Here is a 24539-nt window from a genome sequence, read left to right on the forward strand (position 1 = left end):
CTAGATTTCGGAATGCAGCCTATTTCATTTATTGCTTTCTCCCATTCGTTCTACTTTCTCCAACCATCTTTGCCTGAACTCGTCTTTGGAAAGCCGTATTGGGCCTATCGCGGTAATTTTTACCGATTTCACCCCTACAAATTGCATCGTAAGTCTTTTCATGGCCTTGTGCGATGGGCTGCCGTAAACGAGTCGGTAGTACCAATTGGGCTGATCCATCGTAGAAATGATACGCACGGTTTTTCCAGTTAGGTATTTGTCCCACCAAACGGAACCTTCCCTTTTCTTGAACGCAAAGCCTGGCAAAAGTACCCTGTCTAAAAATCCTTTCATAAGGGCGGGTACCGAGCCCCACCAAACCGGATACACCCATACCAAGTGGTCTGCCCATTTTATTTGCTTTTGGGCCTGCAACAAATCGGGCTCCAGTTCGGTGCGCTTTCGGTAGCCGAACTGAAGGTTGGGGTTAAAGTGAAGGTCTCGAATGTTGATGAGGGCGATTTCGGCGCCCGACTTTTGGGCTCCTTTTAGATAAGCCTCGGTCAGGGCGGCATTGTAACTTTCGGCATCGGGGTGGCCGTTGATAATCAGTATTTTTTTCATGTAAAAGCAGGTAGTGCAGTTGAGCCGGCAGAAGCCTTGCACAACTCTAATTTTTACAAAGTACCGCTCTTTGATCGCCAATTCATTTGATATACATCAAATTCCGTTTTTCGGTTTGCGAATGCGGCTTAAGGTCTCTAGGGTAATCCCGAGATACGAGGCGATATGGGTGAGCGAAATTCGGTTGGTAATATCGGGGTACATGTTCAGCAAGTGGCGATAACGGTCTTCGGCCTTGTTGAACTGTATGGCATTCAATCGATCGCACAGAAGTAACATGGTTTCGGTTACTACCTCTCTCATAAAACGTTCGAATTCATGATGCTTTTGGGAAACTTCGTCTAGGCTTTCTTTTGAGAACTCTAGAACGGTGGCATCTTCTAAAAATTCTAGGCAATGCGGACTCGGCTTTTCGCTAAAAAAGCTGACAATAGGTGCCATAAATTGATGTTCAAAAGTAAACCAATCAGAAATGTCTTTTCCGTCTTTGAGATAATAGGCGCGACCGCAACCTTCTACAATTAGATAGGCCCTTTTGGCAAACTGCCCTTCCCGCACGACGATATCGCCCTTTTGATACGATTTGATCTGTGTATGCGGTAAAAAGGCCTGCCAACATTCAGGTGGTAGGGGCGTATAACTTTTTTCAATCTGTTGGATTACTTTTTCAATGTTCATAGGGAAAACCGTAGAGGTTAAATACTCCGATAAAAATAACTAGAAAATAATAGGAGCAATATTCTAGATTCTTGAATTCTACCATATTGAACCTATTATTTCTGAAGTAACAATTGTATGCGAAATAGGAGGTATAATGGTCAAAAAACCTATGAGATAAAACGAAAGACTAAAATTTTAATGGTTTTTCAATATTAAGGCCTTTGGCTCGGCTTTATTATGGAATAAGAAATTTGTATCCAATACTTAACGTTAGTGGTATATGTAAAAGGATTGAGCAAATCGCGGTACTGAAATTAAGATAGGAAATAGAACTAGTTTGTGCCCCAGCTCCTCTTCTTAATAATTAATCTTCTAATTCTACTTTTGAAACCTCCTTGAATCCTGTTGTTTTAACAAACTTCATGTTATAGACAAAATTTTGCATACTATCAGAAGGGTCAATGGTATCTAAGTTCAATTTTTGTATAGTCTCTGGTGGAACAATAACTGATAAAATTGCTTTTTCTTCCATATGCCCTGTCTTGGTGTTAAGCAACTCTGCCATGGCATTTACCCTTACATATTCAACTGGCAAATAAGCAAAAACTTCTCTGGCAATACGGATAACCGCACTACAAATATGGTCTTGGTAAAGCTCATTATATTTTGACTTTGCCATATTTTTCTTAGACAATTTTCCAGTTGAAGTCTGCCGCAACTCATAATCTGGAATAATATCTAAACTATTAACATGAAGATTAATATCAATTAAATTTTCTTCAAACTTGAAATCTAATTTCGAACCTAACTCCCCAATATCAGAGAATGGGTCGAAATAGAGTAAAGCTTCTTTATAAGCTTCAGGATTCTTTTGATCAATTCCATCAGAGATATTTTGAAGCCTTGTCCAATCATTTAATTCTTGCTTATATTTTTCAAAGTTAAGATCATTTTGTTTTCGGTCTTTTTCCGATGCTAGGTTAATAGCGTCTTCCAATCGTGTTATTTTCTTTTTGGATGAACCAAATATTGTATCAAAAAGTGATGGTCTGAAATTTTCAAGTTTAGTTTTAGCTTTAAGCTCATTTTCCCATTCCTCTGTTGGTTTAAGAGGTTTAGGGTGATTTTTAATTCTATTCCAATCCACCGATTCGGTACAGTTTTTATGAACGGATTGCAGAATTTCGACATAATTGTTATAGTCTTCTACAGCTTGACTAGCATCCGCTAATGCTTGAAGTTTCTGTTGTTCTTTGAATCTTTTTGCAGCTTCTCTATTCCTTCTTTGCTGTTCTCTTTCTATTCTTCGAACGGTTGCGCCATACGACCTTATCGCTCCTCTTAAAGTTGCCATTTATTTTTCAATTATTATAAGCAGTTTTGATTATAAATATTTACCTCAATCATCGCCTGGCTATAAATAAATACTAAAATGAAAGTACTAGCTCCATACCAAATATTCTATAACTCAGGTTCTAAGAACTTATGCTTGCCTAAAAATACCACATCACTTTTCCATTCCTTTACAGAAAAGCGTAGTCGGTAAAATCTTAAACTTAGGGGAAGTAAAAACCTAAAAATAGTGTTTTTTATAATTCAAAGCCAAAGCAATTCGCTAACCCTCAAATTGAGAGGTATTGGCTCGGGTATTATCAATATAGGGCAACTTTTTGAGGCTTTGTTTACATTAAGGTTCTTGAAAAAGTTGAGCGGTATAATCCAATAATTCAATGCCTCCCGGATTGCCATGCCCGGGAACCACGATTTTTAGTTGCGAAAAGGTGCTTTTTATTTTGAGAGCGGTTGTGCTCCATTCTGCAACATTGGCGTCCCCCAAATAACCTTTGGTGGCATCCATTTCTTTTACGAGGCATCCGCCAAACAGCAGTTGGTCTTCGGGCACATAACTGACGATATTGTCACGGGTATGGCCTTCGCCCAAAAACTGGTTGATGATGCTTCCATTTCCCACTTGCAGTTCAAAATGGTCCTCAAAACCGTTCTGGGGCACTTGATTGCCTTCTTTTTCGGCCAGTTGCAAGGTCAAGTAGTTTCCGTAAGAGGGAATGCCTTTTTCGTGAAAGGCCTGCAGTCCGCCCACACAATCATCGTGAAAATGGTTGGCGATAACGGCCTTCAGTTGTTTCTTCCGCGTGTCGGTAATCCATTCAATCAGTTCTTCGCTTACCTTGTTTTCCGTTGGGGTATCGACCACGACCGCTTCGTTTCCGTTCATATAGATGAGTCCGTTACAGGCTACTTTTCCAAAAGAGTCGGTTTGCAGGTAAGAGATGTGCATAAAGCTTTTGTCGCTTAACGGCACGATTTGCAGGGTCTCACTGGTATAGGCATACGGGGTTTTGGTTGACTTGCAAGAAGCCAGCACGAAAAAAGATAACAAAAGCAATGAAGCTATTCTTTGGCGCATGGGTAGTATTCTTTTCATAAATATAGGCGAATACCATTCAAAAAAGAGAGTAAAAGTGTGGTGGCAAGACATTTTTTATTGTCAAAGCAAGACCGGCAATGCCCAATGTAAAGGAAATTAAAAGTCTGAACCTATCAAAAAGGGAGGAGTGTTGAACCGACTGTGAACAGCTTTTGGGCCCCACAGAGGTTACTTTTGAACCGCCTTGAAAAAATCGAGGTTGATACCATCAATGTAGGCCAGTAGCTCGTCGCGGCCCATACCTTTTGACGATGAGGTAACGAAATACGCAGGGGCTTCTTCCCAAGCGCCTTTTTCTAGCTCTTGAAGGTATTCGGTCACATGGCGCTGAATGGCCCCAGGCTTCAATTTATCGGCCTTGGTGAATATAATGCAGAAGGGTACTTGGTGCTCTCCGAGCCATTCCATAAAGTCCATATCAATTTGCTGCGGACTGTGGCGAATATCGACCAATACAAAGGCGCAGACCAATTGTTCGCGCTGGGTAAAATAATCGGTAATGTATTTTTGAAAGGTCTTTTTGTCTTTCTTTGAGACACGCGCGTAGCCATAACCGGGCAGGTCGACCAAAAACCAATTTTCATTGATTTTAAAATGGTTGATAAGCTGCGTTTTTCCGGGTCTGCCAGATGTTTTGGCCAAGCTTTTACGTTCGGTAAGCATATTGATCAACGATGATTTGCCCACGTTACTACGGCCGATAAAGGCGTATTCGGGCAAGAGCTCGTTGGGGCACTTGGCTACCTCTGAATTGCTAATTACGAAATTGGCCGTTTTTATATGCACGTAAATTCTTGTTTGTGTGGTTTTTTCAGGCCGAGTGTTGGCGTGTTTTAGTCAGAAAGTAGATACTTAAAAGCCTCGCTTCTCTAACCAGCTGTCTAAAATATCGTTGAATTCTATGGGGTGCTCCATCATAGGTGCATGTCCGCATTTCTCGATCCAAAAGAGGTCTGAGTCGGGCAGCAGCTCATGAAAAAGATTGGCTACATCGGGTGGGGTCACGTTATCGTCTTCGCCCCAGATGATACAGGTAGGGGTTTCCATAGTGGGCAGGTCGTTCGCCATATTGTGGCGAATGGCACTTTTGGCAATGGCCAATGTCTTGATGATTTTGTTGCGGTCGTTAACGGTCGCGAACACCTCGTCAACTATTTCTTTGGTCGCCACGGCGGGATCATAAAAAACGGCCTCGGCCTTCTTTTTGATGAACTCGTAATCGCCCCTGCGCGGGTAACCGTCGCCCATGGCACTTTCATAAAGCCCGGAGCTTCCGGTAATGACCAGTGCCTTGACCATTTCAGGGTACATTTTTGTGTGTAAAAGCCCGATATGCCCGCCTAATGAATTGCCCAACAGAATAACATCGTTCAAGCCTTTGAACTCAATGAAACCTTCTAAAAACTTGGCGAATTGCTTCACGTTGGTCTTTAGCATGGGCATGTCGTAAATGGGCAGCTCGGGTACAAGAACCTTATAACCTTTTTTCGGGAAAAAATCGGTAACACCTTGAAAGTTGCTGAGCCCACCCATGAGCCCGTGCAATATAATGATAGGGGTTCCTTCCCCTATCTCCATGTACCGGTATTTTCCTTCCTTAATAATGTTGTCTTCCATTCACGGTGCTTATCATCGTCGGCCAAAGATAGGCATTTCCAACATATGCACATACGTTATGCCGAGCCGTAAAGTAACCAAATTTGTCTCTTTCCCACAAAACCATCGCCCACAAAACCCATGCTTGTTGGGTTTATGATATGCACAAAAGCCACAATTTATCAACAAAGTGGTAATTTGTGGTAAAATGTGGTAATAAAATTTGTAGTTTTGAGTTATAGTACTGAAAAACTAGCCATTTAGCGTGATCAATTTCATTGGAACATACGATTGTAAAGCCGATGCCAAAGGTAGGATAATGGTTCCGGTTGCGCTAAAAAATCAGATGTCGCCCATTCTGAACAAGGGTTTTGTTATCAAAAGGTCGGTCTTTCAGCCCTGTTTAGAACTGTATCCGATGGATGAGTGGAATCTGCTCATGGCGAAGGTGAACAAGAAGAACAGGTTCAAAAAAAAGAACAACGATTTCATTCGTCGTTTTCAGGCGGGTGTTAAGGTGGTGGAGGTTGATGCTGCAGGAAGATTGCTCATACCAAAGAACTTGGTAGATGTGGCAAATATTACCAAAGAGGTGGTGCTTAGTTCGGCCATCAATATCATAGAGATTTGGGACAAGGACAGTTACGAGCAAGTGCTTGAAGATACGGCGGAAGATTTTGCCGCTTTGGCCGAAGAGGTCATGGGTGAAGACGGAGACGATGAAGATGTATCATAACCCTGTTCTATTGCAAGAGTCCGTTGATGGGCTGGCCATCAAAGAAGATGGTGTTTATGTGGATGTCACCTTCGGTGGAGGCGGGCACAGCAAAGAAATATTGAATCGATTGGGAAGCGAAGGAAAGCTTTTCGCTTTTGATCAAGATACCGATGCACTTGAAAACAAATTGAACGATGGGCGGTTTACGCTGATCAACGCCAATTTTAGGTTCATCGCACAGTATTTAAAGTTCTATGGCATTCGGAAAGTAGACGGAATTTTGGCCGATTTTGGGGTTTCGTCGCATCAGTTCGATAAGGCCGAGCGCGGTTTTTCTACCCGCTTTGATGCCGAACTCGATATGCGAATGGACCAAAGTAGTGAGCTGTCGGCCTATCAGGTGGTCAACGAATATGAGTTCGATGATTTGCGCAGGTTGCTTTTTCAGTACGGCGATTTGCGAAACGCCAATGCCATTGCAAAGACCTTGGTAGAGCGTAGGGAAGAGGCGCCCATTAAAACTACTGAGCAGTTGAAGCAGGTGTTGGGCCGGTTCTTGCCCAAAGGGCGCGAGCAAAAGATACTGGCGCAGATATATCAGGCCATTCGCATTGAGGTGAACCAAGAGATCGCGGTCATCGAAGAGTTTTTGCTTCAGACGCCCGATTTATTGGAAGAAGGAGGACGGTTGAGTATCATCAGTTACCACTCGTTAGAGGATCGATTGGTAAAGCGGTACATCAGGGCCGGACAATTTGAGGGCGAGCCCGAAAAAGATTTCTACGGAAATATCTCGGTGCCCTTTAAAAAAGTAGGCCAGTTGGTAACACCGTCTGCAGACGAAATAGCCCAGAACAATAGGGCGCGAAGTGCGAAACTGCGCATTGCAAAACGAATAAAAGATTAAAAATAGATACAAGTGAAAAACGGATTGTTGAACATACTCAGAGGTAAGTTTTTGGTGAGCGGCGATGCACCGAAGCATTGGCTGTTTATCCTGTTCATATCCTTTTTGGCAACGGTCATGATCGGTAGCTCGCATAGTGCCGATAAAAAGGTGCACCAGATTGCCGCACTTAATGAAGAAGTAAAAGAACTGCGCAGCGAATTTGTCGATGTGCGCTCCGATGTGCAAAAGTTGAAACTTGAATCGACCGTGTTGGAAATTGTGGCCGAAAAGGGCCTTTATCCTCCGGCCGTTCCACCTAAGCAAATCAAGGTAAAATCTAACCAAGAAGAAGAGTAATAGTGGCTGTTACCGAGAAAAACATATTGAACCGACTCTACTTTGTAGTGGCATGCCTGTTTTTGTTTGCCGGTGCCATCTTGTTCAAATTGGTGAACATTCAAATGGTGCAGGGCGACAAGTACCAAGAGATGGCCATGCAGCGTACCGAGAAGATGTTTACCATCGCTCCGAATCGCGGTAATCTCTATTCCGATGATGGTAGTCTTTTGGCGACTTCAGTTTCACGGTACACCATTCGTTTCGATGCCGTTACCGTGAAAGATGCCGACTTTAAAGAAAATGTGGTGCCTCTTTCAAATGCCTTGTCGCGCATGTTGGGGCAATCGCCATCGCATTATCAGCAATTGCTTCGCAAAGCAAGGGTGAACAAGAACCGCTATGCGTTGATTGCGAGAAACCTCGATTATTCTGAATATATGGCGGTTAAAGAGTTTCCGCTTTTTAATAAAGGTCCGTATAAAGGTGGTTTGATCATCGAGCAAAAGACCGTTCGTGAGCACCCGTTGGGCAAGATTGCCGAAAGGAGTGTCGGTTACGAGCGTGTCGATGAAAACGGCTATTATACCCGTGTAGGTCTCGAGGGTGCTTTTGGGGAGTACCTGAGAGGAGTAGAAGGCAAGAGGTTAAAGCAAAAAATCGCCAAGGGTCAATGGAAACCTATCGGGTGGGACAATATTGTAGAACCAAAAGATGGGTATGACGTTATTTCCACCATCGATATCAACATTCAAGATATTGCCCATCACGCTTTGTTGGGCCAGTTGGAAAAGTACCAGGCCGATCATGGTTGTGTCATTGTGATGGAAACCGAGAGCGGTGAGGTGAAGGCCATTTCCAATTTAGGCCGAACCGAAGGCGGTAAATACTATGAAAGACTGAACTACGCGGTAGGTGAATCGCATGAACCCGGTTCTACCTTTAAGCTGATGACCATGGTAGCTGCCTTGGAAGACGGGGTAGTTGACACTACTGATGTGATAGATACCCACGACGGTACCTGGAAAATATACAACCACCGTGTGCGCGATTCGAAATGGGGCGGGTATGGTAAGATTTCTTTTGCCAAGGCTTTCGAGGTTTCTTCCAATACGGCCTTTGCGCAAGTGATACACAACGGTTACAAAGAGAACCCCGATAAATTCGTGAACCGATTGATGTCGATGAACGTACACCGTGAACTCGACCTACCTATTAAGGGCGAGGGCAAGCCTGTATTGCGTTCCCCGGGCGATAAAGGTTGGTCAGGTTTATCATTGGCCCAAATGGCCTATGGGTACGAGGTATCGATGACACCTTTACAGACTTTGACTTTTTACAATGCCATTGCTAACGATGGTGAAATGGTAAAGCCACGCTTGATCAAAGAAGTGCGCGAGTGGGACCGTACCGTGCAAAAATTCGATAAAGAAGTAATCGATAATTCTATCTGCTCGCAAGAAACGGCGTCCAAAGTGCGCGATTTGCTCAAAAACGTGGTAGAGAAAGATTATGGTACCGGGCATAAATTGTATTCGCGCAATTTTTCAATGGCCGGAAAAACCGGGACTGCACAGAAGAACTACGTTTCTAAAGACCCCGACAAGCTCAAGTATATATCGACCTTTGCCGGTTACTTTCCTGCCGAGAACCCAAAATATTCTTGCATCGTTGTCATTCACGAGCCTGATAAAGGGGTCGGTTATTATGGTGCCGATGTAAGCGGACCGGTATTTAAATCCATCGCCCAAAAAGTATATGCCTCCAACCCTTTGATAGATGAGGTGGAGATGGAAGAGGTCGAAGATGACCGTTTGGAAAACAACTATCAGAAATACTACGCCGAAGCGCAAAAAGAATATCGCAAAGTGCCCAATGTAAAGGGTATGAGCGGCATGGATGCCATATCCATATTAGAGAATTTAGGTCTTGAAGTAGAGGTCAAAGGCAACGGAAAGGTTAGAAAGCAGTCCGTTTCGCATGGTACCGACATACAGAAGGCGAAGAAAATAACCCTAGAACTATCTTGAAGCTTTTAAAGGACATATTATACGGTGCGGGGCTAACCGCAGTGAACGGGTCTACAGATATTCTGGTGAACGAGATTCAATTCGATTCTCGAAAGGTCGCTATGGACGATGTTTTTGTGGCCATCAAAGGTACCATTACCGATGGGCATCTGTACGTTCAAAAGGCGGTCGACCTAGGCGCGAAGGCGATAGTTTGTGAAAAGCTTCCTGAATTATTGGTCAATGGGATAACCTATGTTGAGGTCTCCGATGGTAATACGGCCTTGGCGGTTATGGCTTCCAATTTTTACGGCAATCCCTCCAAAAATTTAAAATTGGTAGGTGTTACCGGTACGAATGGTAAAACGACCATTAGTAGTTTGCTATACCAGTTGTTCAAAAAGGCTGGGTATAAAGTGGGGCTGTTGTCGACCATCAAGATTATGGTAGATGACGAGGTTTTTTCCACCACCCATACCACACCTGATGCTCTGGTCATCAATAAGCATTTGGCAATGATGAACGATGCCGGAGTAGAGTTTTGCTTTATGGAAGTGAGTTCGCACGGTATTCATCAAAAACGTACCAAAGGCTTGGTTTTCGAAGGTGCTATCTTCACCAATCTTTCGCATGACCATTTAGATTACCATAAGACTTTTGCCGAATACCGCGATACCAAGAAAATCCTGTTCGACGAATTGCCTAAAAAAGCGTTTGCGCTGAGCAATATCGATGATAAGAACGGTTCTGTTATGTTACAGAACACCAAGGCTAGAAAGCTTACTTATGCCTTGAAATCGTTCGCTGATTACCGCGGGCAGGTACTGGAAGCACAGTTTACCGGGCAGCTTTTAAAAATTAATGAATATGAATTCTGGACCAAGCTGATAGGTCATTTTAATGCCTATAACATGCTGGCCATTTATGCAACGGCGGATCTCTTGGGGCTTGAGACCTTGGAGACCTTGCGATTGTTGAGCGAACTGAACAACGTAGATGGGCGCTTTCAATACTATATATCTGCCAATAAGATTACGGCGATAGTGGACTATGCCCATACACCGGATGCACTTAAAAATGTGCTCGAGACAATCGGTGCGTTGAGAACTGGAAATGAACGCGTCATCACCGTTGTGGGGTGTGGTGGCGATAGAGACAGCTCTAAGCGTCCGGTTATGGGTCATATCGCGTCTGAGATGAGCAATCAGGCGATTTTTACTTCCGATAATCCTCGGAGTGAATCGCCTGGTGCCATTATCAGAGACATGGAGGCCGGGGTAGAGCCTCAGAACGTCAAGAAAATTTTATCGATTGAAAATAGGGAGCAGGCCATTAAGGCGGCCTGTCAAATGGCCGATTCCGAAGACATTATTTTGATTGCAGGAAAGGGTCATGAGACCTACCAGGAAACCAATGGAAAGCGAATCGATTTTGATGATTTCAAGATTGTGAAGCAACAGTTGGACAACCTAAACAAATAACCGAACCACCAAGAATAAAAGCAGCGAACACCGAGAAACCTGAAACGATATGTTGTACTATTTGTTCGAATTTTTGGAAAAAGAATACCAGTTGCCCGGGGCAGGTCTATTTCAGTTCATGACCTTCAGGGCGGCTATGGCCATTCTGTGTTCATTGCTCATTGCCACGGTATATGGTAAGCGTATCATCCTATTTCTGCAAAAGCAACAGATTGGCGAGAGTATTCGTGATTTAGGTCTAGATGGTCAAAAGCAAAAGGCCGGAACTCCGACCATGGGCGGTTTGATTATTATCATGTCCACACTTATTCCTGTACTGTTATTCGCCAAACTCGAGAATATTTACATCCTCCTTTTGATCGTAACCACGATTTGGATGGGTTTTATCGGTTTCACCGATGATTACATCAAGGTTTTTAAGAAAGATAAGCAAGGTCTTAAGGGTCGTTTTAAAATAATGGGGCAAGTAGTGCTAGGCCTTGGTGTAGGGGCTACCCTGTACTTTCATCCGGGGGTGACCATGAAAGAAGAGAGTAGCAGCATCATAACTGAAAACTTTACCGTTGAATCGGTAGAGGGGCAAGAAATAAAATCGACCAGTACTACGGTGCCATTTTTCAAGAATAACCAGTTAGAGTATAGCGATTTTATCAGTTGGGCCGGTGAAGGTGCAACCAAATACGCATGGTTGGTATTCATACCCATTGTCATATTAATAGTTACCGCCGTTTCGAACGGAGCCAACCTTACTGATGGTATCGATGGTCTGGCTGCGGGTACTTCCGCTATCATTGTATTTACCTTGGGCATTTTCGCATGGGTATCGGGTAATATTATTTTCTCCGATTACCTCGATATCATGTTCATTCCGAATTCAGGTGAGTTGGTGGTTTTTATTACCGCTTTTGTTGGGGCATTGGTGGGGTTTTTATGGTACAACGCATTTCCCGCCCAAGTATTTATGGGCGATACCGGTAGCTTGACTATTGGTGGTATTATCGCCGTTATCGCCATTATCGTACGCAAAGAACTGTTGATTCCCTTGTTATGCGGAATCTTCTTTGCCGAATCGCTTTCGGTAATGATACAGGTAAGTTACTTCAAGTACACACGCAAAAAATTTGGTGAGGGCAGACGTATTTTCTTGATGTCACCCATTCACCATCACTATCAAGTGAAAGGATACCATGAAAGTAAGATTGTGACCCGGTTTTGGATTATAGGAATTCTCTTGGCCATTCTTACGATCGTGACATTGAAGATTCGCTAAGATGAAAAGACTGGTCATCTTAGGAGGAGGAGAGAGTGGTGTAGGTACTGCCATTCTTGGGAAGCAAAAAGGGTACGATGTATTCGTTTCCGACAGCGGAAAGCTGAAAGATAAGTACCAAAAGGTTCTTGAACATTTTGACATTGATTGGGAAGGCGAGGGGCATACCGAAAGCAAGATTATGAATGCTGATTTGGTAATGAAAAGCCCAGGAATACCTGATAAGATTCCTTTAGTAAAGGCTTTGTTGGCCAAGGGTGTTCCGGTAATTTCTGAAATAGAGTTTGCGTCAAGGTATACCGATGCCAATTTAATCGGCATTACAGGAAGCAACGGTAAGACCACTACCACCATGTTGACGCATTACCTCTTAAAAGAAGGAGGTTTAAATGTAGGTATGGCAGGTAATATTGGCGATAGCTATGCCCAAATGGTGGCCGAGAACGATTTTGAGCATTATGTACTTGAAATCAGCAGTTTTCAGCTCGATGGCATTGTTGATTTTGCACCGCACATAGCCATTCTCACCAATATAACCCCAGATCACTTGGATCGCTATGAATATAAGTTTGAGAACTATATAGCCTCAAAATTTAGAATAGTTGAGAACCAGACCGAAGATGATTACTTCATCTACGATGCCGATGATCCGGTGATAGAGAAGTGGTTGGCCGACCACCCAATCAAATCAAAAAAGCTCCCTTTTTCATTGGAAAAGGAGCTGGAGACCGGAGCTTTTTTAAAAGATGGAAAAATAATATTGAAGATAAGTAACGACATAAACGACACATTGGAAATGACAACAGAAACACTAGCGCTAGAGGGCAAACACAACGTAAAGAATTCGATGGCGGCCATGACCGCCGCTAAATTGGTAAGCATCAGAAAGCAATCGATCAGAGAGAGCATTGCAAGTTTTCAGGGTGCTCCCCACCGGTTGGAGAAAGTACTGAAAATACACCACGTACAATACATTAACGATTCAAAGGCGACCAACGTCAATTCGGTTTTCTACGCCTTGGATAGTGTTAAAACCCCTGTTGTATGGATTGCAGGGGGACAAGATAAGGGGAATGACTACAAAGAATTGATGCCGCTTGTACGTGAAAAGGTAAAGGCTATTGTTTGCCTGGGCCTTGACAATGAAAAACTCAAAGATGCCTTTGGCAATGTAGTCGATTTAATGGTTGAAACATATGCTATGGATGAGGCCGTAAAAGTTGCCTATAAAATAGCAGAGCGTGGTGATACGGTCTTGTTGTCGCCTGCCTGTGCCAGTTTTGATCTTTTCAAGAATTATGAAGATCGTGGCGACCAGTTCAAGAATGCAGTAAAAAATCTATAAGGTCAACCTCGAAAAGGAAAACGAGTGAAGTCATTTTTTCAAAATATCAAGGGAGATAAGGCCATTTGGGCCGTGGTAGCCCTATTGGCATTGTTTTCTTTTTTGCCGGTCTATAGTGCCAGTAGCAACCTGGTTTATGTGGTCGGTAGCGGTACCACGTTCGGTCACTTGATGAAGCATGCCATGCTCTTAGTGTTGGGCTTCGGTATCATTTATGGGGTACATAAAATACCCACCCATTTTTTCAAGGGCCTGTCGCTTATCGCTTTGCCGATTGTGTTGGTGTTGTTGGGCTTTACATTGGCGCAAGGTATTACGATAGATGGGGCGAACGCCAGTCGTTGGATCAGTATTCCTTTTGTCGGAGGATTTCAGCCCTCAAACTTGGCGGCGGTCGTTTTGATGATTTATGTGGCCCGATACCTTTCGAAAGTCCGTGATAAAAAAGTCACCTTCAAAGAAAGCATCGTGCCTCTGTGGATGCCCGTATTCTTTGTGGTCGTGCTGATTTTGCCGGCAAACTTTTCAACGGCAGCCATTATATTTTCAATGGTGCTTTTGTTGTGTTTCTTAGGAGGATATCCTATAAAATATTTATTGGCCATTGTAGGAACAGGTGTCTTGTGTCTGACTCTTTTCGTTCTTACGGCCAAGGCAGCTCCAGGTCTTTTTCCTAACAGGGTAGATACTTGGATGAGCCGAATCGAAAGCTTTAGCAATCCGGAGGATTCAGAAGCCAATTATCAGATAGAGAAGGCTAAGATTGCCATAGCCACCGGAGGTATCGTTGGTAAGGGTGCCGGAAAGAGCATTCAAAAAAACTTTTTGCCCCAGAGTTCTTCCGACTTTATCTATGCCATTATTGTTGAAGAATACGGACTGATAGGTGGAGTGGTCTTGATGCTGTTCTATCTGTTCTTACTGTTCAGAATTACGGTAGTGGCCAATTCCAATGCCACCATTTTCGGTAAACTTTTGGTATTGGGGGTAGGCCTGCCCATTATTTTTCAGGCGCTTATTAACATGGCCGTAGCGGTCGAGTTGTTTCCGGTTACCGGTCAAAACTTGCCCTTGGTAAGCCGTGGCGGTACCAGTAGCTGGATGACCTGTTTGGCCATAGGAATTATACTGGGGGCTAGCAATAAAGAACAGGTGGCAGAGACGAGATCTGCCTCGATAGATGAAACGAACCCTTTAGAGATTTTAAGTGGGCAATTATAGATTCATACTCTCAGGAGGGGGAACAGGGGGGCACATTTACCCCGCCATAGCTATAGCAAATGAGCTGAAAAGGAGGCATCCTGATGCTGAATTTTTGTTCGTTGGGGCTGAAGGGAGAATGGAAATGGAAAAAGTGCCCCAAGCCGGTTATGAAATAGAAGGTCTTTGGATCACAGGGTTGCAACGGAAACTGACCCTTAAAAATTTAATGTTTCCTTTTAAAGTAATCAGTAGTTTGTTGAAGGCAAATAAAATAGCGAAACGTTTTAAGCCCCATGCCGTTATCGGTACGGGTGGCTTTGCCAGTGGCCCCATGCTTCGGGTCGCTTCTGGCAAGGGTATACCCTGTGTTTTGCAAGAACAGAATTCGTTTGCCGGTATTACCAACAAGCTTCTGAAAGACCGGGTCGCCAAGATTTGTGTGGCCTATGACGGAATGGAAAAATTCTTTCCTGCTGATAAAATTGTTAAGACGGGCAATCCCGTACGGGGCGATTTGGTGGTGTTAAGACAAGATAAGTCCGAGGCCCTCGAATACTTCGGGTTGGCTGGCCATAAGCCCATCCTGTTGATTTTAGGGGGCAGCCTCGGCGCAAGACGTATTAATGAACTCATTGCTACAAAGCTTGATTTCTTGTTGGCCCAAGGGGTTCAAATAGTATGGCAGTGCGGTAAGCTGTACATCGATAAGTACAAAAAATATGAGTCGGACCAAGTGAAGGTTTTTGATTTTTTAAACCGGATGGATTTGGCCTACATAGCCGCAGATATGATGATATCAAGATCGGGTGCAGGTGCGGTCTCCGAACTGTGCATCGTCGGCAAGCCAGTGGTTTTTATTCCATCACCCAATGTTGCCGAAGACCATCAGACGATGAACGCTAAGGCCTTGGTAGATGAAGAAGCCGCAATAATGCTGCGCGAATCGGAACTCGATGAAAAATTTGAAAAAACCTTTGCCGAACTATGTGCGAATAGCCAAATGCAAAAAGATTTGTCGGTCAATATTCGAAAAATGGCTCTACCCGATGCAACCAAGCATATTGTAGACGAAATAGAAAAACTTTTGAACTAGTCAATGAACTTGAAAACCATAAATAACGTCTTTTTTATCGGTATCGGAGGTATCGGTATGTCTGCACTTGCCCGTTATTTCAAGTTCATAGGTAAGCACGTGGCCGGTTACGATAAAACTGAAACGCCCCTTACCAGAGAATTGTCCGAATTGGACATTGACGTACACTATACCGATTCGGTAGAAGCAATCGAAGAGCGTTATCGCGATGCCGCAAGAACATTAGTGGTTTATACCCCGGCGGTACCAAAAGAACACTCGCAGTACCAGTATTTTTTGAATAGGGATTTTGAGGTAAAGAAAAGATCTGAGGTTTTGGGTTTGATTACCAAAGATTCTTACTGCTTTGCAGTGGCCGGTACGCATGGTAAAACTACCACGACCAGTATTCTGGCACATTTGCTAAAAGAAGTTGGAGCCCCGTTTACGGCGTTTCTAGGAGGGATTTCAGAAGATTTCAATACCAATTTTGTTTTTGAAGGCACCGAATTTTCGGTAGTAGAGGCCGATGAGTTCGATCGTTCTTTTCTTCGTCTTTTTCCCGATGTGGCTTGTGTTACTTCGATGGATGCCGATCACCTCGATATCTACGGAGATGTAAGTGAATTGAGAAAGTCCTTCGGAGAATTTGTTGGTAGGATACAACCAGAGGGCAAGCTGTTCGTTCGCAACGGGCTCCCACTTGACGGGTTGACCTATGGCATTGATGACGGTAGCGATTACTGCATAGAAAATTTAAAAGTAGAAGGTGGTGCCTACCTTTTTGATATCCGTACACCGAACGAAATTATTGCAGGAGTTAAGTTCAATAAACCTGGCAGGCACAACCTGTTAAATGCCTTGGTGGCGTTTGGTATGGCAACCTATTCCGGTTACCCGACGCGATTGTTGGCAGATGCGTTGGCAACTTTCAAAGGAGTTCAAAGACGCTTTTCTTATCAAGTGAAAAGAGATGGGTTTGTGTTTATCGATGATTATGCCCATCACCCAACAGAAATTGATGCAGTGTATAGTGCCGTCTCAGAAATGCATCCCAATAAAAAAGCATTAGTGGTATTTCAACCACATCTTTTTTCCAGAACAAGGGATTTTGTAGATGATTTCGCCAAGAGTTTGGCGCAATTTGATAGTGTAGTTCTGTTGGATATCTATCCTGCGAGAGAAATGCCGATTGAAGGAGTGACTTCTGATTGGTTGATGGAAAAAATTGACAATCCGAATAAGAAAAAAGTAGAAAAAAACAAACTGATACAAGAAATAAAAGAACAAAATCCTGATGTACTTATCACGATGGGTGCGGGAGATATTGGCCTGTTGGTCGGTCAGCTAAAAAATGAGTTTGAATATGCGAATTAACTATAACTACATAAAGTTGTTGGGTTTGGTACTCGTAATTACGGGGCTTTACGCATTTTCGAACCATAGAAGCCAGCAGAAAAAAGTGTCTGGAATGAAGGTGGAATTCGTCGGAGACCAGAACTTGTACATTACTCAAGGCGCGGTTAATAAATTGTTAATACAAAAATTTGGGAGCCTTGAAAACGTGCCCAAAGAAAAATTAGTTTTGAATACTATGGAGAAGGCCATCGAGGCCAACGAAATGGTGAAAAGTGCACAAGTTTATCTCACCGTTAATGGGGATTTGGCGTCGAAAATCATTCAACGCACACCAATCGGACGTATAGAGGGGAATTCTCAGTTTTATCTAGATGATCAAGGACAACGCATGCCTTTGTCTATGAGCCATTCTGCACGTGTACCCATTATTACCGGAAAGGTAAGTGGTGAGACCTTGGCAGATGTATATGAAATTTTGAACTATGTAAACAAAGATGAGTTCTTGAGAAAGAACATCATCGGTATACATATCGAGTCGCAAACCAAGTACCAACTCAAATTTCGAACGGAACAGTTCCTAGTAGAATTGGGCGATGTGAACGACCTGCATAAAAAGTTTACCAATTTCAAGGCCTTTTATGTCAAGGCTAAAAGAGATAAGGCTTTGGAAGATTATGGTATGGTGAGTTTAGAGTTTAATAATCAAGTAGTGTGCACTAAAATATAAGTTATGGAAGTAGGTAATTATTCGGTAGGACTGGACATTGGAACCACCAAGATTGTGGCCATCATTGGCCGTGAAAACGAATACGGTAAAATTGAGGTATTGGGTATCGGAAAATCCAAAAGCCTTGGTGTACACCGTGGGGTGGTCAACAATATTACCCAAACCATACAATCGATACAGCAAGCTGTAGAAGGTGCAGAGGCAAGTTCGGGTCTAAAAATAGGTTCGGTAGTGGTTGGTATCGCAGGGCAGCATATCAGAAGTCTTCATCATAGCGATTACATTACTCGACCTGATTCGGAAGAAGTTATCAACGAAGAGGATCTTGACAAGCTTTGTAACCAGGTTTACAAATTGGTGATGCTACCGGGAGAAGAGATCATTCATGTACTTCCACAAGAATATAAAGTCGATGGCCAAGCTGAAATCAAAGAGCCTATCGGTATGTACGGTGGGCGTCTTGAAGCCAACTTTCATGTGGTGGTCGGTCAAGTATCGTCCATAAAAAATGTAGGCCGATGTATAAAAAGTGCAGGCCTTGATTTGGGCAATATTACATTGGAGCCTTTGGCTTCATCAGATGCGGTATTGAGCAAAGAAGAAAAAGAAGCAGGGGTGGCCCTTATTGACATAGGTGGTGGCACCACTGATCTGGCCATTTTTAAAGATGGAATCATCCGTCATACGGCTGTTATACCTTTTGGTGGTGGAGTTATTACGGAAGACATCAAAGAAGGATGCTCCATTATCGAAAAGCAGGCCGAGCTTTTAAAAATAAAATTCGGTTCCGCCTGGCCGGGAGAAAACAAAGACAATGAGATTGTTTCCATTCCTGGTTTAAGAGGTCGAGAACCAAAAGAGATTACTCTAAAAAACCTTTCGAAAATCATTCACGCGCGTGTGGTAGAGATTATCGAACAGGTGTATACAGAAATAAAGAACTACGGGCATGATGAGCAAAAGAAGAAGCTGATTGCAGGTATTGTTCTTACCGGTGGTGGAAGCCAATTAAAGCATTTGAAGCAGTTGGTCGAGTACATCACAGGAATGGATACCCGTATCGGATATCCTAATGAGCATTTGGCAGGCGATTCAGACGAAGAGATTGCAAGCCCCATGTATGCTACTGCGGTAGGTTTGTTGATGAACGCGGTAAACAATGAGAACAAGAAGAAACCTGCGGCCAAAAAGGAAACTAAAAAAGAGGAGCCGGAATTGGTGATGGCAGGTCATGAAGAAGAACAAATCCCCCAACAGGCCAAAGTTAAGAAAGAGAGAAAGTCGGTGTTCGATGTATGGTCGGAGAAATTGAAAGACTTTTTAGATAACGCCGAATAAAAAAACTATAAGAAAAAGAACATTAACCAGTAATAAAAAAGAACTATGAGCAACAACACGGAATTTGATGGGATATCCTTTGACCTCCCCAAAAATCAAAGCAACGTAATAAAGGTGATCGGCGTTGGCGGTGGCGGTAGCAACGCTATCAACCACATGTTTCAATCAGGTATCAATGGCGTTGATTTTGTTATTTGTAACACCGATTCACAGGCGCTGAACAACAGTGCCGTACCAACGAAAATTCAGTTGGGTGTATCTTTGACCGAAGGGTTAGGGGCAGGTGCGAACCCAGAAGTAGGTGAGCAGGCCGCATTGGAAAGTATGGAAGAAATCAAGCAAATGTTGGCTTCCACTACAAAAATGATCTTCATTACTGCCGGTATGGGTGGAGGAACGGGTACTGGTGCCGCTCCTGTCATCGCCAAGCAGGCAAAAGAATTGGACGTGCTGACCGTGGGCATCGTAACCATGCCTTTTGAGTTCGAAGGAAAAATGCGTTGCGAGCAGGCACGTATCGGAATCGAAAAATTGCGTTCAAATGTTGACTCATTAATAGTTATCAATAACAACAAGCTGCGTGAGGTTTATGGTAATCTTGGCTTTAAGGCCGGTTTCTCAAAGGCCGACGAAGTACTTTCTACCGCCGCAAGGGGTATTGCCGAAGTAATAACACATCACTACACGCAGAATATTGACCTTCGTGACGCCAAAACGGTATTGAGCAATAGCGGTACAGCGATTATGGGGTCTGCCATGGCAAGTGGTTCTGCCCGGGCCAATGAGGCAATTATGAAGGCGTTGGACTCTCCGCTGCTGAACGATAATAAGATTACAGGTGCCAAGAATGTATTGTTATTAATCGTTTCCGGTTCTCAAGAGATTACTATTGATGAAATCGGTGAAATCAACGATCATATACAAACAGAGGCAGGTCATGGTGCGAACATTATCATGGGTGTAGGTGAAGATGAAGATCTAGGTGAGGCTATCGCTGTTACGGTTATCGCTACGGGATTTAACGTCGATCAACAAGACGATATCGTTAATACCGAAAGCAAGAAAATCATCCATACATTGGAAGATGAGCAGAAGGCCCAACAAGACCTTACAAGCAATAGAAATATTGTGCATCAGTTGGTAGAGGAAGAAGAGGTTCGTGAACCTATTATCAAGCATACCTTGATCGAAGAGGAAGAAGAGGAATTGGGAATGGATTTGGTAAAGACAACCAACTATATTAAAAACTTCAATGTGTTTTATGAAGAGGTAGTCGAAAAAGTAGATAAGAAGCCTCAAAGAGATGATGATTTCGTGATTATCGAGTCGAAGACCTCTTTGCATGATATTGAAGTGGTCGATCCGATTACCGTTGAGTTTGACAGGTTGAAAGAAGAGCAAATGTCAATGAGCTTTGATATGCCTTTGAGCATGCCTAAAAAGGTAGAGGAAGAAGAAAGTAACGACAATGTGATTACTTTCAATTTAGACGACGATATTAAGGATATAAAGGTGAATAACCCCGTGGAAGTAATTCCTGTATTGGAATACAACAAGAAGGGAGAAACCCGCTATAGCCTTGATGATTATATGGAGCTTGAGGATAAGTTGAACAACGCCAAGCCTCAACAGCAGCAACCTAAGCCTGTTGAGAAAGAATTGCTTATCGAAAAGAAATCGGTCGAGGCCATCGAGAATACACAAAGACCTCAAGAGGCCGATATAGATCCTATGAACAGCCCTATTGAAGAGCTTTTGCGCGAAAGGGCCGATGAGCGAAGAAGAAAACTTAAAGACTTTAATTATAAATTTCAGAATAGCGTTAATAGCATTGATGAAATCGAACGTCAGCCAGCTTATAAAAGACAAGGTATCGATTTGAGCGATAGCCGCGGTCAAGAAGGTAGGGTTTCGAGAACTACCTTAGGTTCAGATAGTAATGACGACATTCAATTACGATCAAACAACTCGTTTTTGCACGACAATGTTGATTAACGATTTGGTTTTGTAAAGCATACTGTGCCAACTCGACTGTAAACCCGAAAAAAGAGAACATTTTTTCGGGTTTATTTTTTATCTTCGCAGTCCTTAAAAAGATAGCTAAAATGAGCTTACAGCAAAAAGTAATGGAACAGATGAAAGCAGCTATGAAATCGAAAGATTCAGTTGCTTTAGAATCGTTGCGGGCTATAAAATCAGCTTTACTTTTAGAGCAGACCAGTGGCACGGGTAAGGAGTTGACCGAGGAGGATGAGATCAAACTCGTTCAAAAATTGGTGAAGCAGAGAAAAGACAGTGCCGCTATTTTTAAGGAGCAAGGTAGAGATGATTTGGCCGAACCCGAATTGGCCCAAGTTGCCGTTATAGAACAATTTTTACCTGAACAATTGACAGAGGAGGAAATTGAAAAAGTGGTGGTTCAGACCATAGATTCAATCGGAGCCGAAGGAATGAAGGATATGGGTAAGGTAATGGGTATCGTATCGAAGGAATTGGCAGGTCAGGCCGATGGAAAGACGATATCTATGATCGTAAAGAAAAAATTAGCATAGAACAATGGCCCCGTGGCGCAACTGAATAGCGCATCAGATTTCGGCTCTGAGGGTTGGGGGTTTGAATCCCTCCGGGGTCACAAATATGCAAAAAGCCACACCGGTAAGGTGTGGCTCTTTTTTTGGATAGCTTGATATTTAATCGTCTATCATTCTAAGAAGCGTTCAAATGCTTCTTAAAAAAGTCAATGGTTCGCCCCCAGGCCAATTCTGCTGCTTCCTTATCGTATCTTGGGGTAGAAGTATTATGAAAGCCGTGGTTCACATCAGGATAGGTGTAGGCCACATATTCTTTGTCGTTTTCTTTTAAAGCTTCCTCATAGGCTGGCCAACCGGCATTCACGCGTTCATCTAAACCTGCGAACTGTAACATGAGTGGAGCATTTATTTGGTCGATATCCTCCGTGGGTTGTCCCCCATAAAAAGGTACAGCGGCAGCCAAGTCAGGTACTTTTACGGCCATCATGTTAGAGATCCATCCACCGAAACAAAAACCAACAACACCAATTTTACCTGAACAATTCTCATGGTTCTTTAGATAATCGAAAGCGGCAATAAAATCCTCGAGCATTTCATCACGGTCACGTTTACGCTGCATTTCTCTCCCTTCATCATCATTGCCGGGGTAACCCCCCAACGGGCTCAAAGCGTCGGGTGCCAAGGTGATAAAGCCTGCAAGGGCAGCTCTTCTAGCGGTATCTTCGACATAGGGGTTCAACCCTCGGTTTTCGTGTACCACAACAATACCCCCCAACCTATCTTTCGTGTCTTTGGGTTTGGAAAGAAGACCTTTGATAGTGCCGCCACCATTTGGTGAATCATAATTGATAAAACCACTGTCTAATTTCGGATCATTGGGTTGCACTAGCAAGGTGTCTCTATAATTGGGCATAAGAAAGCTCATTAATGATGCAACCGTGATACCGCCCACGGCATAGAGAGAAAGCTTCTCAATGAATTCCCGTCTTTGCAGTTTGTTATGGGCATAGGCATCATAAAGGTCAAAAACTTCTTGTTTGATCTGTTCTTTTTTTAAGGGTTTCATAGTTGTACGTTTTTAGTTGAGTATCTGCTTTACGAAATCTTCTTTATATGCGCGGCCAATGGGGAGAATTATAGAGTTTGATAAGTAGATCTGGTTGCCTACCAGCTTTTCTATTTTAGAAGTGTTTACAATATGGGACCGGTGAATGCGGAAGAACTGTGGGGCCGGCAAGGTATCTTCCCAAAACTTAAGAGGTTCACTTGAAAGATGCTTTTTATCAACGGTAACTATTTCGGTGTAGTCGGCATCTGATTCTATGTGAAATATTTCGTCGATTACTACTTTAATATGTTCGTAACCGGATTTGATATAAATTTCTTTGACAATCTTCGCCGGAAACAAATTTTCAGGTACTGGTTCTGTGGTGACCGAGCTTCTTGAAGAAACTTTTGAAACGGCTTTTACAAAACGTTGAAAAGAAAAAGGTTTTAACAAATAATCGACCACATTGAATTCATAACTTTCCAAGGCATACTCCGAAAAGGCAGTCGTTAATATCACCTGCGGCGGATTTTGCATCGACTTGAGAAAATCGATACCAGAAATCTTGGGTAGGTGTATATCAAGAAACATCAGGTCGACCGAATCATTTTTAATGAATTCCATTGCCTGAATGGCATCCGAAAAGACACCTTTTAATTCCAAAGAACCAATATCGTCAATGTATTTTTTTAAAATACGTTGCGCAGGGGGTTGATCTTCAATAATGATGCAATACATCTTTTAAAACTTTTCTAGCTGCATTGATAATGATACTGAGAAGTTTTTCTCGGTCTCATCAATATGCAATTCGTGTTTGTTGGGGTAGAGTAGCTCTAACCTTTTTTTGACATTCTTCAGGCCAATACCCTTGGCAACAGTATCTAGGCCTATGACCTGTTCAAAATTGTTCTTACAGATAAAAGTCAAGCAATTGTCTTTCATATTGACCTCAATCTCTATTTCAATGTCTTTAGATTGCCCCGATTGGCTATGCTTAAAGGCATTTTCAATGAAAACTACCAAAATTAAAGGCGCGATCTTATAACCAGGTTCAATTCTGCCCTCTATAAAATTTACCTTTCCCCTTTCTTCAATCTGCAGTTTATAGAGTTTAATAAAGTTACTAAGTTGTTCTAACTCTTTCTGTAGGGGAACAAATTTTTCTTTGCATTCATAGAGCATATACCTAAGAACACCGCTCATTTCTAAAATGATTTCAGGGGTCTTCGCAGAGCCTTCCAAAGCATACGAATAAAGATTGTTAAGGTTGTTGAACAGAAAGTGCGGATTGATTTGAGACTTTAAGAACTGAAGTTCGCTTTCTTGAACGTAGCTTCTAAGTTTTTGTACCTCCTGCTGGCTGCCTATGGCATCCCAAGCAAATTTAAAGCCGGATAGAATCGCCAGCACGGGTAGAATATCAAAAAAAGCATAATAAATACCAGGAACAATACTAGCCCTAACCGTACCTGGGTAGATAACAGTTTCCAATAGCTCTTCAATCATGATAACCAAGAAAAAGACGAGAGAGGCATAACCGAAGAAGGTCCAATACTTCTTTTTATAAAGATAATGGGGCATTAGGTAGTAAGTAATCACTCCTGACGCCACGGTATATATTAAGAAAAATAGAATCTGGTCAAGACTGATGCCAGGGTTATTTCTATCGAAAGAATAAAAGAGCAATACTAGAATGTGAAGGATAACCTGAAAGAGTAGCTCTCCTCTTGAAATAAAAGTTTTTTGCATCCTATAAAACTAAAATAATACCCTTTCACAGAAAAATTAAGTGTTGCTAACAACATGAATAACACTCTGAACGACAGATTTTTCACTCTAAGTATTAGAGTTGTCGTTTACTGCCTTAGTTCGGTCGTTCAAGGGTTTGAATTTTTGTTTTTGGTA

At 42.8% G+C, this 24539-nt stretch carries 23 protein-coding genes and 1 tRNA gene; 15 read left to right on the forward strand and 9 right to left on the reverse strand.

Features of this window, described 5'->3' with window-relative positions; translation table 11 throughout:
- Positions 1 to 24: 24 nt before the first annotated feature.
- The 6 genes from D1013_RS05700 to D1013_RS05725 form a co-directional block, all read right to left on the reverse strand.
- A complete protein-coding gene (locus D1013_RS05700) occupies positions 25 to 603 on the reverse strand; it encodes an NAD(P)H-dependent oxidoreductase (RefSeq protein WP_121847952.1) in 579 nt (192 codons plus the stop codon).
- 96 nt (positions 604 to 699) lie between these two features.
- Entirely contained in the window at positions 700 to 1281 is a 582-nt protein-coding gene (locus D1013_RS05705) for a Crp/Fnr family transcriptional regulator (RefSeq protein WP_121847953.1), read from the reverse strand.
- A 346-nt stretch (positions 1282 to 1627) separates the two neighbouring features.
- A complete protein-coding gene (locus D1013_RS05710; protein ID WP_121847954.1) occupies positions 1628 to 2617 on the reverse strand; it encodes a hypothetical protein in 990 nt (329 codons plus the stop codon).
- A gap of 333 nt (positions 2618 to 2950) precedes the next feature.
- A complete protein-coding gene (gene bla, locus D1013_RS05715) occupies positions 2951 to 3691 on the reverse strand; it encodes a subclass B1 metallo-beta-lactamase (protein ID WP_121847955.1) in 741 nt (246 codons plus the stop codon).
- A gap of 189 nt (positions 3692 to 3880) precedes the next feature.
- Positions 3881 to 4498 carry a ribosome biogenesis GTP-binding protein YihA/YsxC gene (gene yihA, locus D1013_RS05720; protein WP_240467930.1) on the reverse strand — a complete coding sequence of 206 codons (618 nt, stop codon included), beginning with the start codon at positions 4496 to 4498 and terminating at the stop codon, positions 3881 to 3883.
- 66 nt (positions 4499 to 4564) lie between these two features.
- Entirely contained in the window at positions 4565 to 5329 is a 765-nt protein-coding gene (locus tag D1013_RS05725; protein ID WP_121847957.1) for an alpha/beta fold hydrolase, read from the reverse strand.
- Positions 5330 to 5573: 244 nt separating this feature from the next.
- Between D1013_RS05725 and mraZ the strand changes: the two genes are divergently transcribed.
- From mraZ to D1013_RS05800, 15 genes are all read left to right on the forward strand, one after another.
- Positions 5574 to 6044, forward strand: coding sequence for a division/cell wall cluster transcriptional repressor MraZ (mraZ, locus tag D1013_RS05730; protein WP_121847958.1), 471 nt, complete (start codon positions 5574 to 5576; stop codon positions 6042 to 6044).
- Entirely contained in the window at positions 6034 to 6933 is a 900-nt protein-coding gene (rsmH, locus tag D1013_RS05735; RefSeq protein ID WP_121850622.1) for a 16S rRNA (cytosine(1402)-N(4))-methyltransferase RsmH, read from the forward strand. The genes mraZ and rsmH overlap by 11 nt, the downstream gene beginning before the upstream one ends.
- A gap of 12 nt (positions 6934 to 6945) precedes the next feature.
- Positions 6946 to 7272, forward strand: coding sequence for an FtsL-like putative cell division protein (locus tag D1013_RS05740; protein ID WP_121847959.1), 327 nt, complete (start codon positions 6946 to 6948; stop codon positions 7270 to 7272).
- A 2-nt stretch (positions 7273 to 7274) separates the two neighbouring features.
- The gene (locus D1013_RS05745; protein WP_121847960.1) at positions 7275 to 9281 is read left to right on the forward strand and encodes a PASTA domain-containing penicillin-binding protein; all 2007 of its coding nucleotides are present in this window, start codon (positions 7275 to 7277) and stop codon (positions 9279 to 9281) included.
- Entirely contained in the window at positions 9278 to 10741 is a 1464-nt protein-coding gene (locus D1013_RS05750; protein WP_121847961.1) for a UDP-N-acetylmuramoyl-L-alanyl-D-glutamate--2,6-diaminopimelate ligase, read from the forward strand. The genes D1013_RS05745 and D1013_RS05750 overlap by 4 nt, the downstream gene beginning before the upstream one ends.
- A gap of 49 nt (positions 10742 to 10790) precedes the next feature.
- On the forward strand, positions 10791 to 12011 hold the full coding sequence (mraY, locus tag D1013_RS05755; RefSeq protein ID WP_121847962.1) for a phospho-N-acetylmuramoyl-pentapeptide-transferase: 1221 nt from the start codon (positions 10791 to 10793) through the stop codon (positions 12009 to 12011).
- 1 nt (position 12012) lies between these two features.
- Entirely contained in the window at positions 12013 to 13356 is a 1344-nt protein-coding gene (murD, locus tag D1013_RS05760; protein WP_121847963.1) for a UDP-N-acetylmuramoyl-L-alanine--D-glutamate ligase, read from the forward strand.
- A gap of 24 nt (positions 13357 to 13380) precedes the next feature.
- Positions 13381 to 14577, forward strand: a complete 1197-nt coding sequence (locus tag D1013_RS05765; protein ID WP_121847964.1) for an FtsW/RodA/SpoVE family cell cycle protein — start codon at positions 13381 to 13383, stop codon at positions 14575 to 14577.
- Positions 14564 to 15652 (forward strand): undecaprenyldiphospho-muramoylpentapeptide beta-N-acetylglucosaminyltransferase, encoded by a 1089-nt coding sequence (gene murG, locus D1013_RS05770; RefSeq protein ID WP_121847965.1) that lies wholly within the window; start codon positions 14564 to 14566, stop codon positions 15650 to 15652. The genes D1013_RS05765 and murG overlap by 14 nt, the downstream gene beginning before the upstream one ends.
- 3 nt (positions 15653 to 15655) lie before the next feature.
- Positions 15656 to 17008, forward strand: a complete 1353-nt coding sequence (gene murC / locus D1013_RS05775; protein ID WP_121847966.1) for a UDP-N-acetylmuramate--L-alanine ligase — start codon at positions 15656 to 15658, stop codon at positions 17006 to 17008.
- On the forward strand, positions 16998 to 17717 hold the full coding sequence (locus D1013_RS05780; protein WP_121850623.1) for a cell division protein FtsQ/DivIB: 720 nt from the start codon (positions 16998 to 17000) through the stop codon (positions 17715 to 17717). The genes murC and D1013_RS05780 overlap by 11 nt, the downstream gene beginning before the upstream one ends.
- A gap of 3 nt (positions 17718 to 17720) precedes the next feature.
- Positions 17721 to 19055, forward strand: coding sequence for a cell division protein FtsA (gene ftsA, locus D1013_RS05785; RefSeq protein ID WP_121847967.1), 1335 nt, complete (start codon positions 17721 to 17723; stop codon positions 19053 to 19055).
- A gap of 45 nt (positions 19056 to 19100) precedes the next feature.
- Complete coding sequence (gene ftsZ / locus D1013_RS05790; protein WP_121847968.1) at positions 19101 to 21050, forward strand: cell division protein FtsZ; 1950 nt, start codon at positions 19101 to 19103, stop codon at positions 21048 to 21050.
- Positions 21051 to 21160: 110 nt separating this feature from the next.
- On the forward strand, positions 21161 to 21607 hold the full coding sequence (locus D1013_RS05795; protein ID WP_121847969.1) for a GatB/YqeY domain-containing protein: 447 nt from the start codon (positions 21161 to 21163) through the stop codon (positions 21605 to 21607).
- Between the two features lie 6 nt (positions 21608 to 21613).
- Positions 21614 to 21687, forward strand: a tRNA-Arg gene (locus tag D1013_RS05800).
- A gap of 74 nt (positions 21688 to 21761) precedes the next feature.
- On the opposite strand, the gene D1013_RS05805 is transcribed toward D1013_RS05800, so the two are convergent.
- The 3 genes from D1013_RS05805 to D1013_RS05815 are packed head-to-tail and all read right to left on the reverse strand — an operon-like array spanning position 21762 to position 24383.
- A complete protein-coding gene (locus tag D1013_RS05805) occupies positions 21762 to 22652 on the reverse strand; it encodes a dienelactone hydrolase family protein (RefSeq protein WP_121847970.1) in 891 nt (296 codons plus the stop codon).
- 12 nt (positions 22653 to 22664) lie between these two features.
- Entirely contained in the window at positions 22665 to 23372 is a 708-nt protein-coding gene (locus tag D1013_RS05810; RefSeq protein WP_121847971.1) for a LytR/AlgR family response regulator transcription factor, read from the reverse strand.
- 3 nt (positions 23373 to 23375) lie between these two features.
- On the reverse strand, positions 23376 to 24383 hold the full coding sequence (locus tag D1013_RS05815; protein WP_121847972.1) for a sensor histidine kinase: 1008 nt from the start codon (positions 24381 to 24383) through the stop codon (positions 23376 to 23378).
- Between the last annotated feature and the right edge of the window lie 156 nt (positions 24384 to 24539).

It is taken from the genome of Euzebyella marina, from assembly GCF_003687485.1.
Classification (GTDB): domain Bacteria; phylum Bacteroidota; class Bacteroidia; order Flavobacteriales; family Flavobacteriaceae; genus Euzebyella; species Euzebyella marina.

Excerpts from the sequence above, each read along its gene's own strand:
- D1013_RS05700 (WP_121847952.1), bottom strand. The coding sequence starts at position 603 with ATGAAAAAAATACTGATTATCAACGGCCACCCCGATGCCGAAAGTTAC.
- D1013_RS05705 (WP_121847953.1), bottom strand. The coding sequence starts at position 1,281 with ATGAACATTGAAAAAGTAATCCAACAGATTGAAAAAAGTTATACGCCC.
- D1013_RS05710 (WP_121847954.1), bottom strand. The coding sequence starts at position 2,617 with ATGGCAACTTTAAGAGGAGCGATAAGGTCGTATGGCGCAACCGTTCGA.
- bla (WP_121847955.1), bottom strand. The coding sequence starts at position 3,691 with ATGCGCCAAAGAATAGCTTCATTGCTTTTGTTATCTTTTTTCGTGCTG.
- D1013_RS05725 (WP_121847957.1), bottom strand. The coding sequence starts at position 5,329 with ATGGAAGACAACATTATTAAGGAAGGAAAATACCGGTACATGGAGATA.
- rsmH (WP_121850622.1), top strand. The coding sequence starts at position 6,034 with ATGTATCATAACCCTGTTCTATTGCAAGAGTCCGTTGATGGGCTGGCC.
- mraY (WP_121847962.1), top strand. The coding sequence starts at position 10,791 with ATGTTGTACTATTTGTTCGAATTTTTGGAAAAAGAATACCAGTTGCCC.
- murD (WP_121847963.1), top strand. The coding sequence starts at position 12,013 with ATGAAAAGACTGGTCATCTTAGGAGGAGGAGAGAGTGGTGTAGGTACT.
- murC (WP_121847966.1), top strand. The coding sequence starts at position 15,656 with ATGAACTTGAAAACCATAAATAACGTCTTTTTTATCGGTATCGGAGGT.
- D1013_RS05780 (WP_121850623.1), top strand. The coding sequence starts at position 16,998 with ATGCGAATTAACTATAACTACATAAAGTTGTTGGGTTTGGTACTCGTA.
- ftsA (WP_121847967.1), top strand. The coding sequence starts at position 17,721 with ATGGAAGTAGGTAATTATTCGGTAGGACTGGACATTGGAACCACCAAG.
- ftsZ (WP_121847968.1), top strand. The coding sequence starts at position 19,101 with ATGAGCAACAACACGGAATTTGATGGGATATCCTTTGACCTCCCCAAA.
- D1013_RS05795 (WP_121847969.1), top strand. The coding sequence starts at position 21,161 with ATGAGCTTACAGCAAAAAGTAATGGAACAGATGAAAGCAGCTATGAAA.
- D1013_RS05805 (WP_121847970.1), bottom strand. The coding sequence starts at position 22,652 with ATGAAACCCTTAAAAAAAGAACAGATCAAACAAGAAGTTTTTGACCTT.
- D1013_RS05810 (WP_121847971.1), bottom strand. The coding sequence starts at position 23,372 with ATGTATTGCATCATTATTGAAGATCAACCCCCTGCGCAACGTATTTTA.
- D1013_RS05815 (WP_121847972.1), bottom strand. The coding sequence starts at position 24,383 with ATGCAAAAAACTTTTATTTCAAGAGGAGAGCTACTCTTTCAGGTTATC.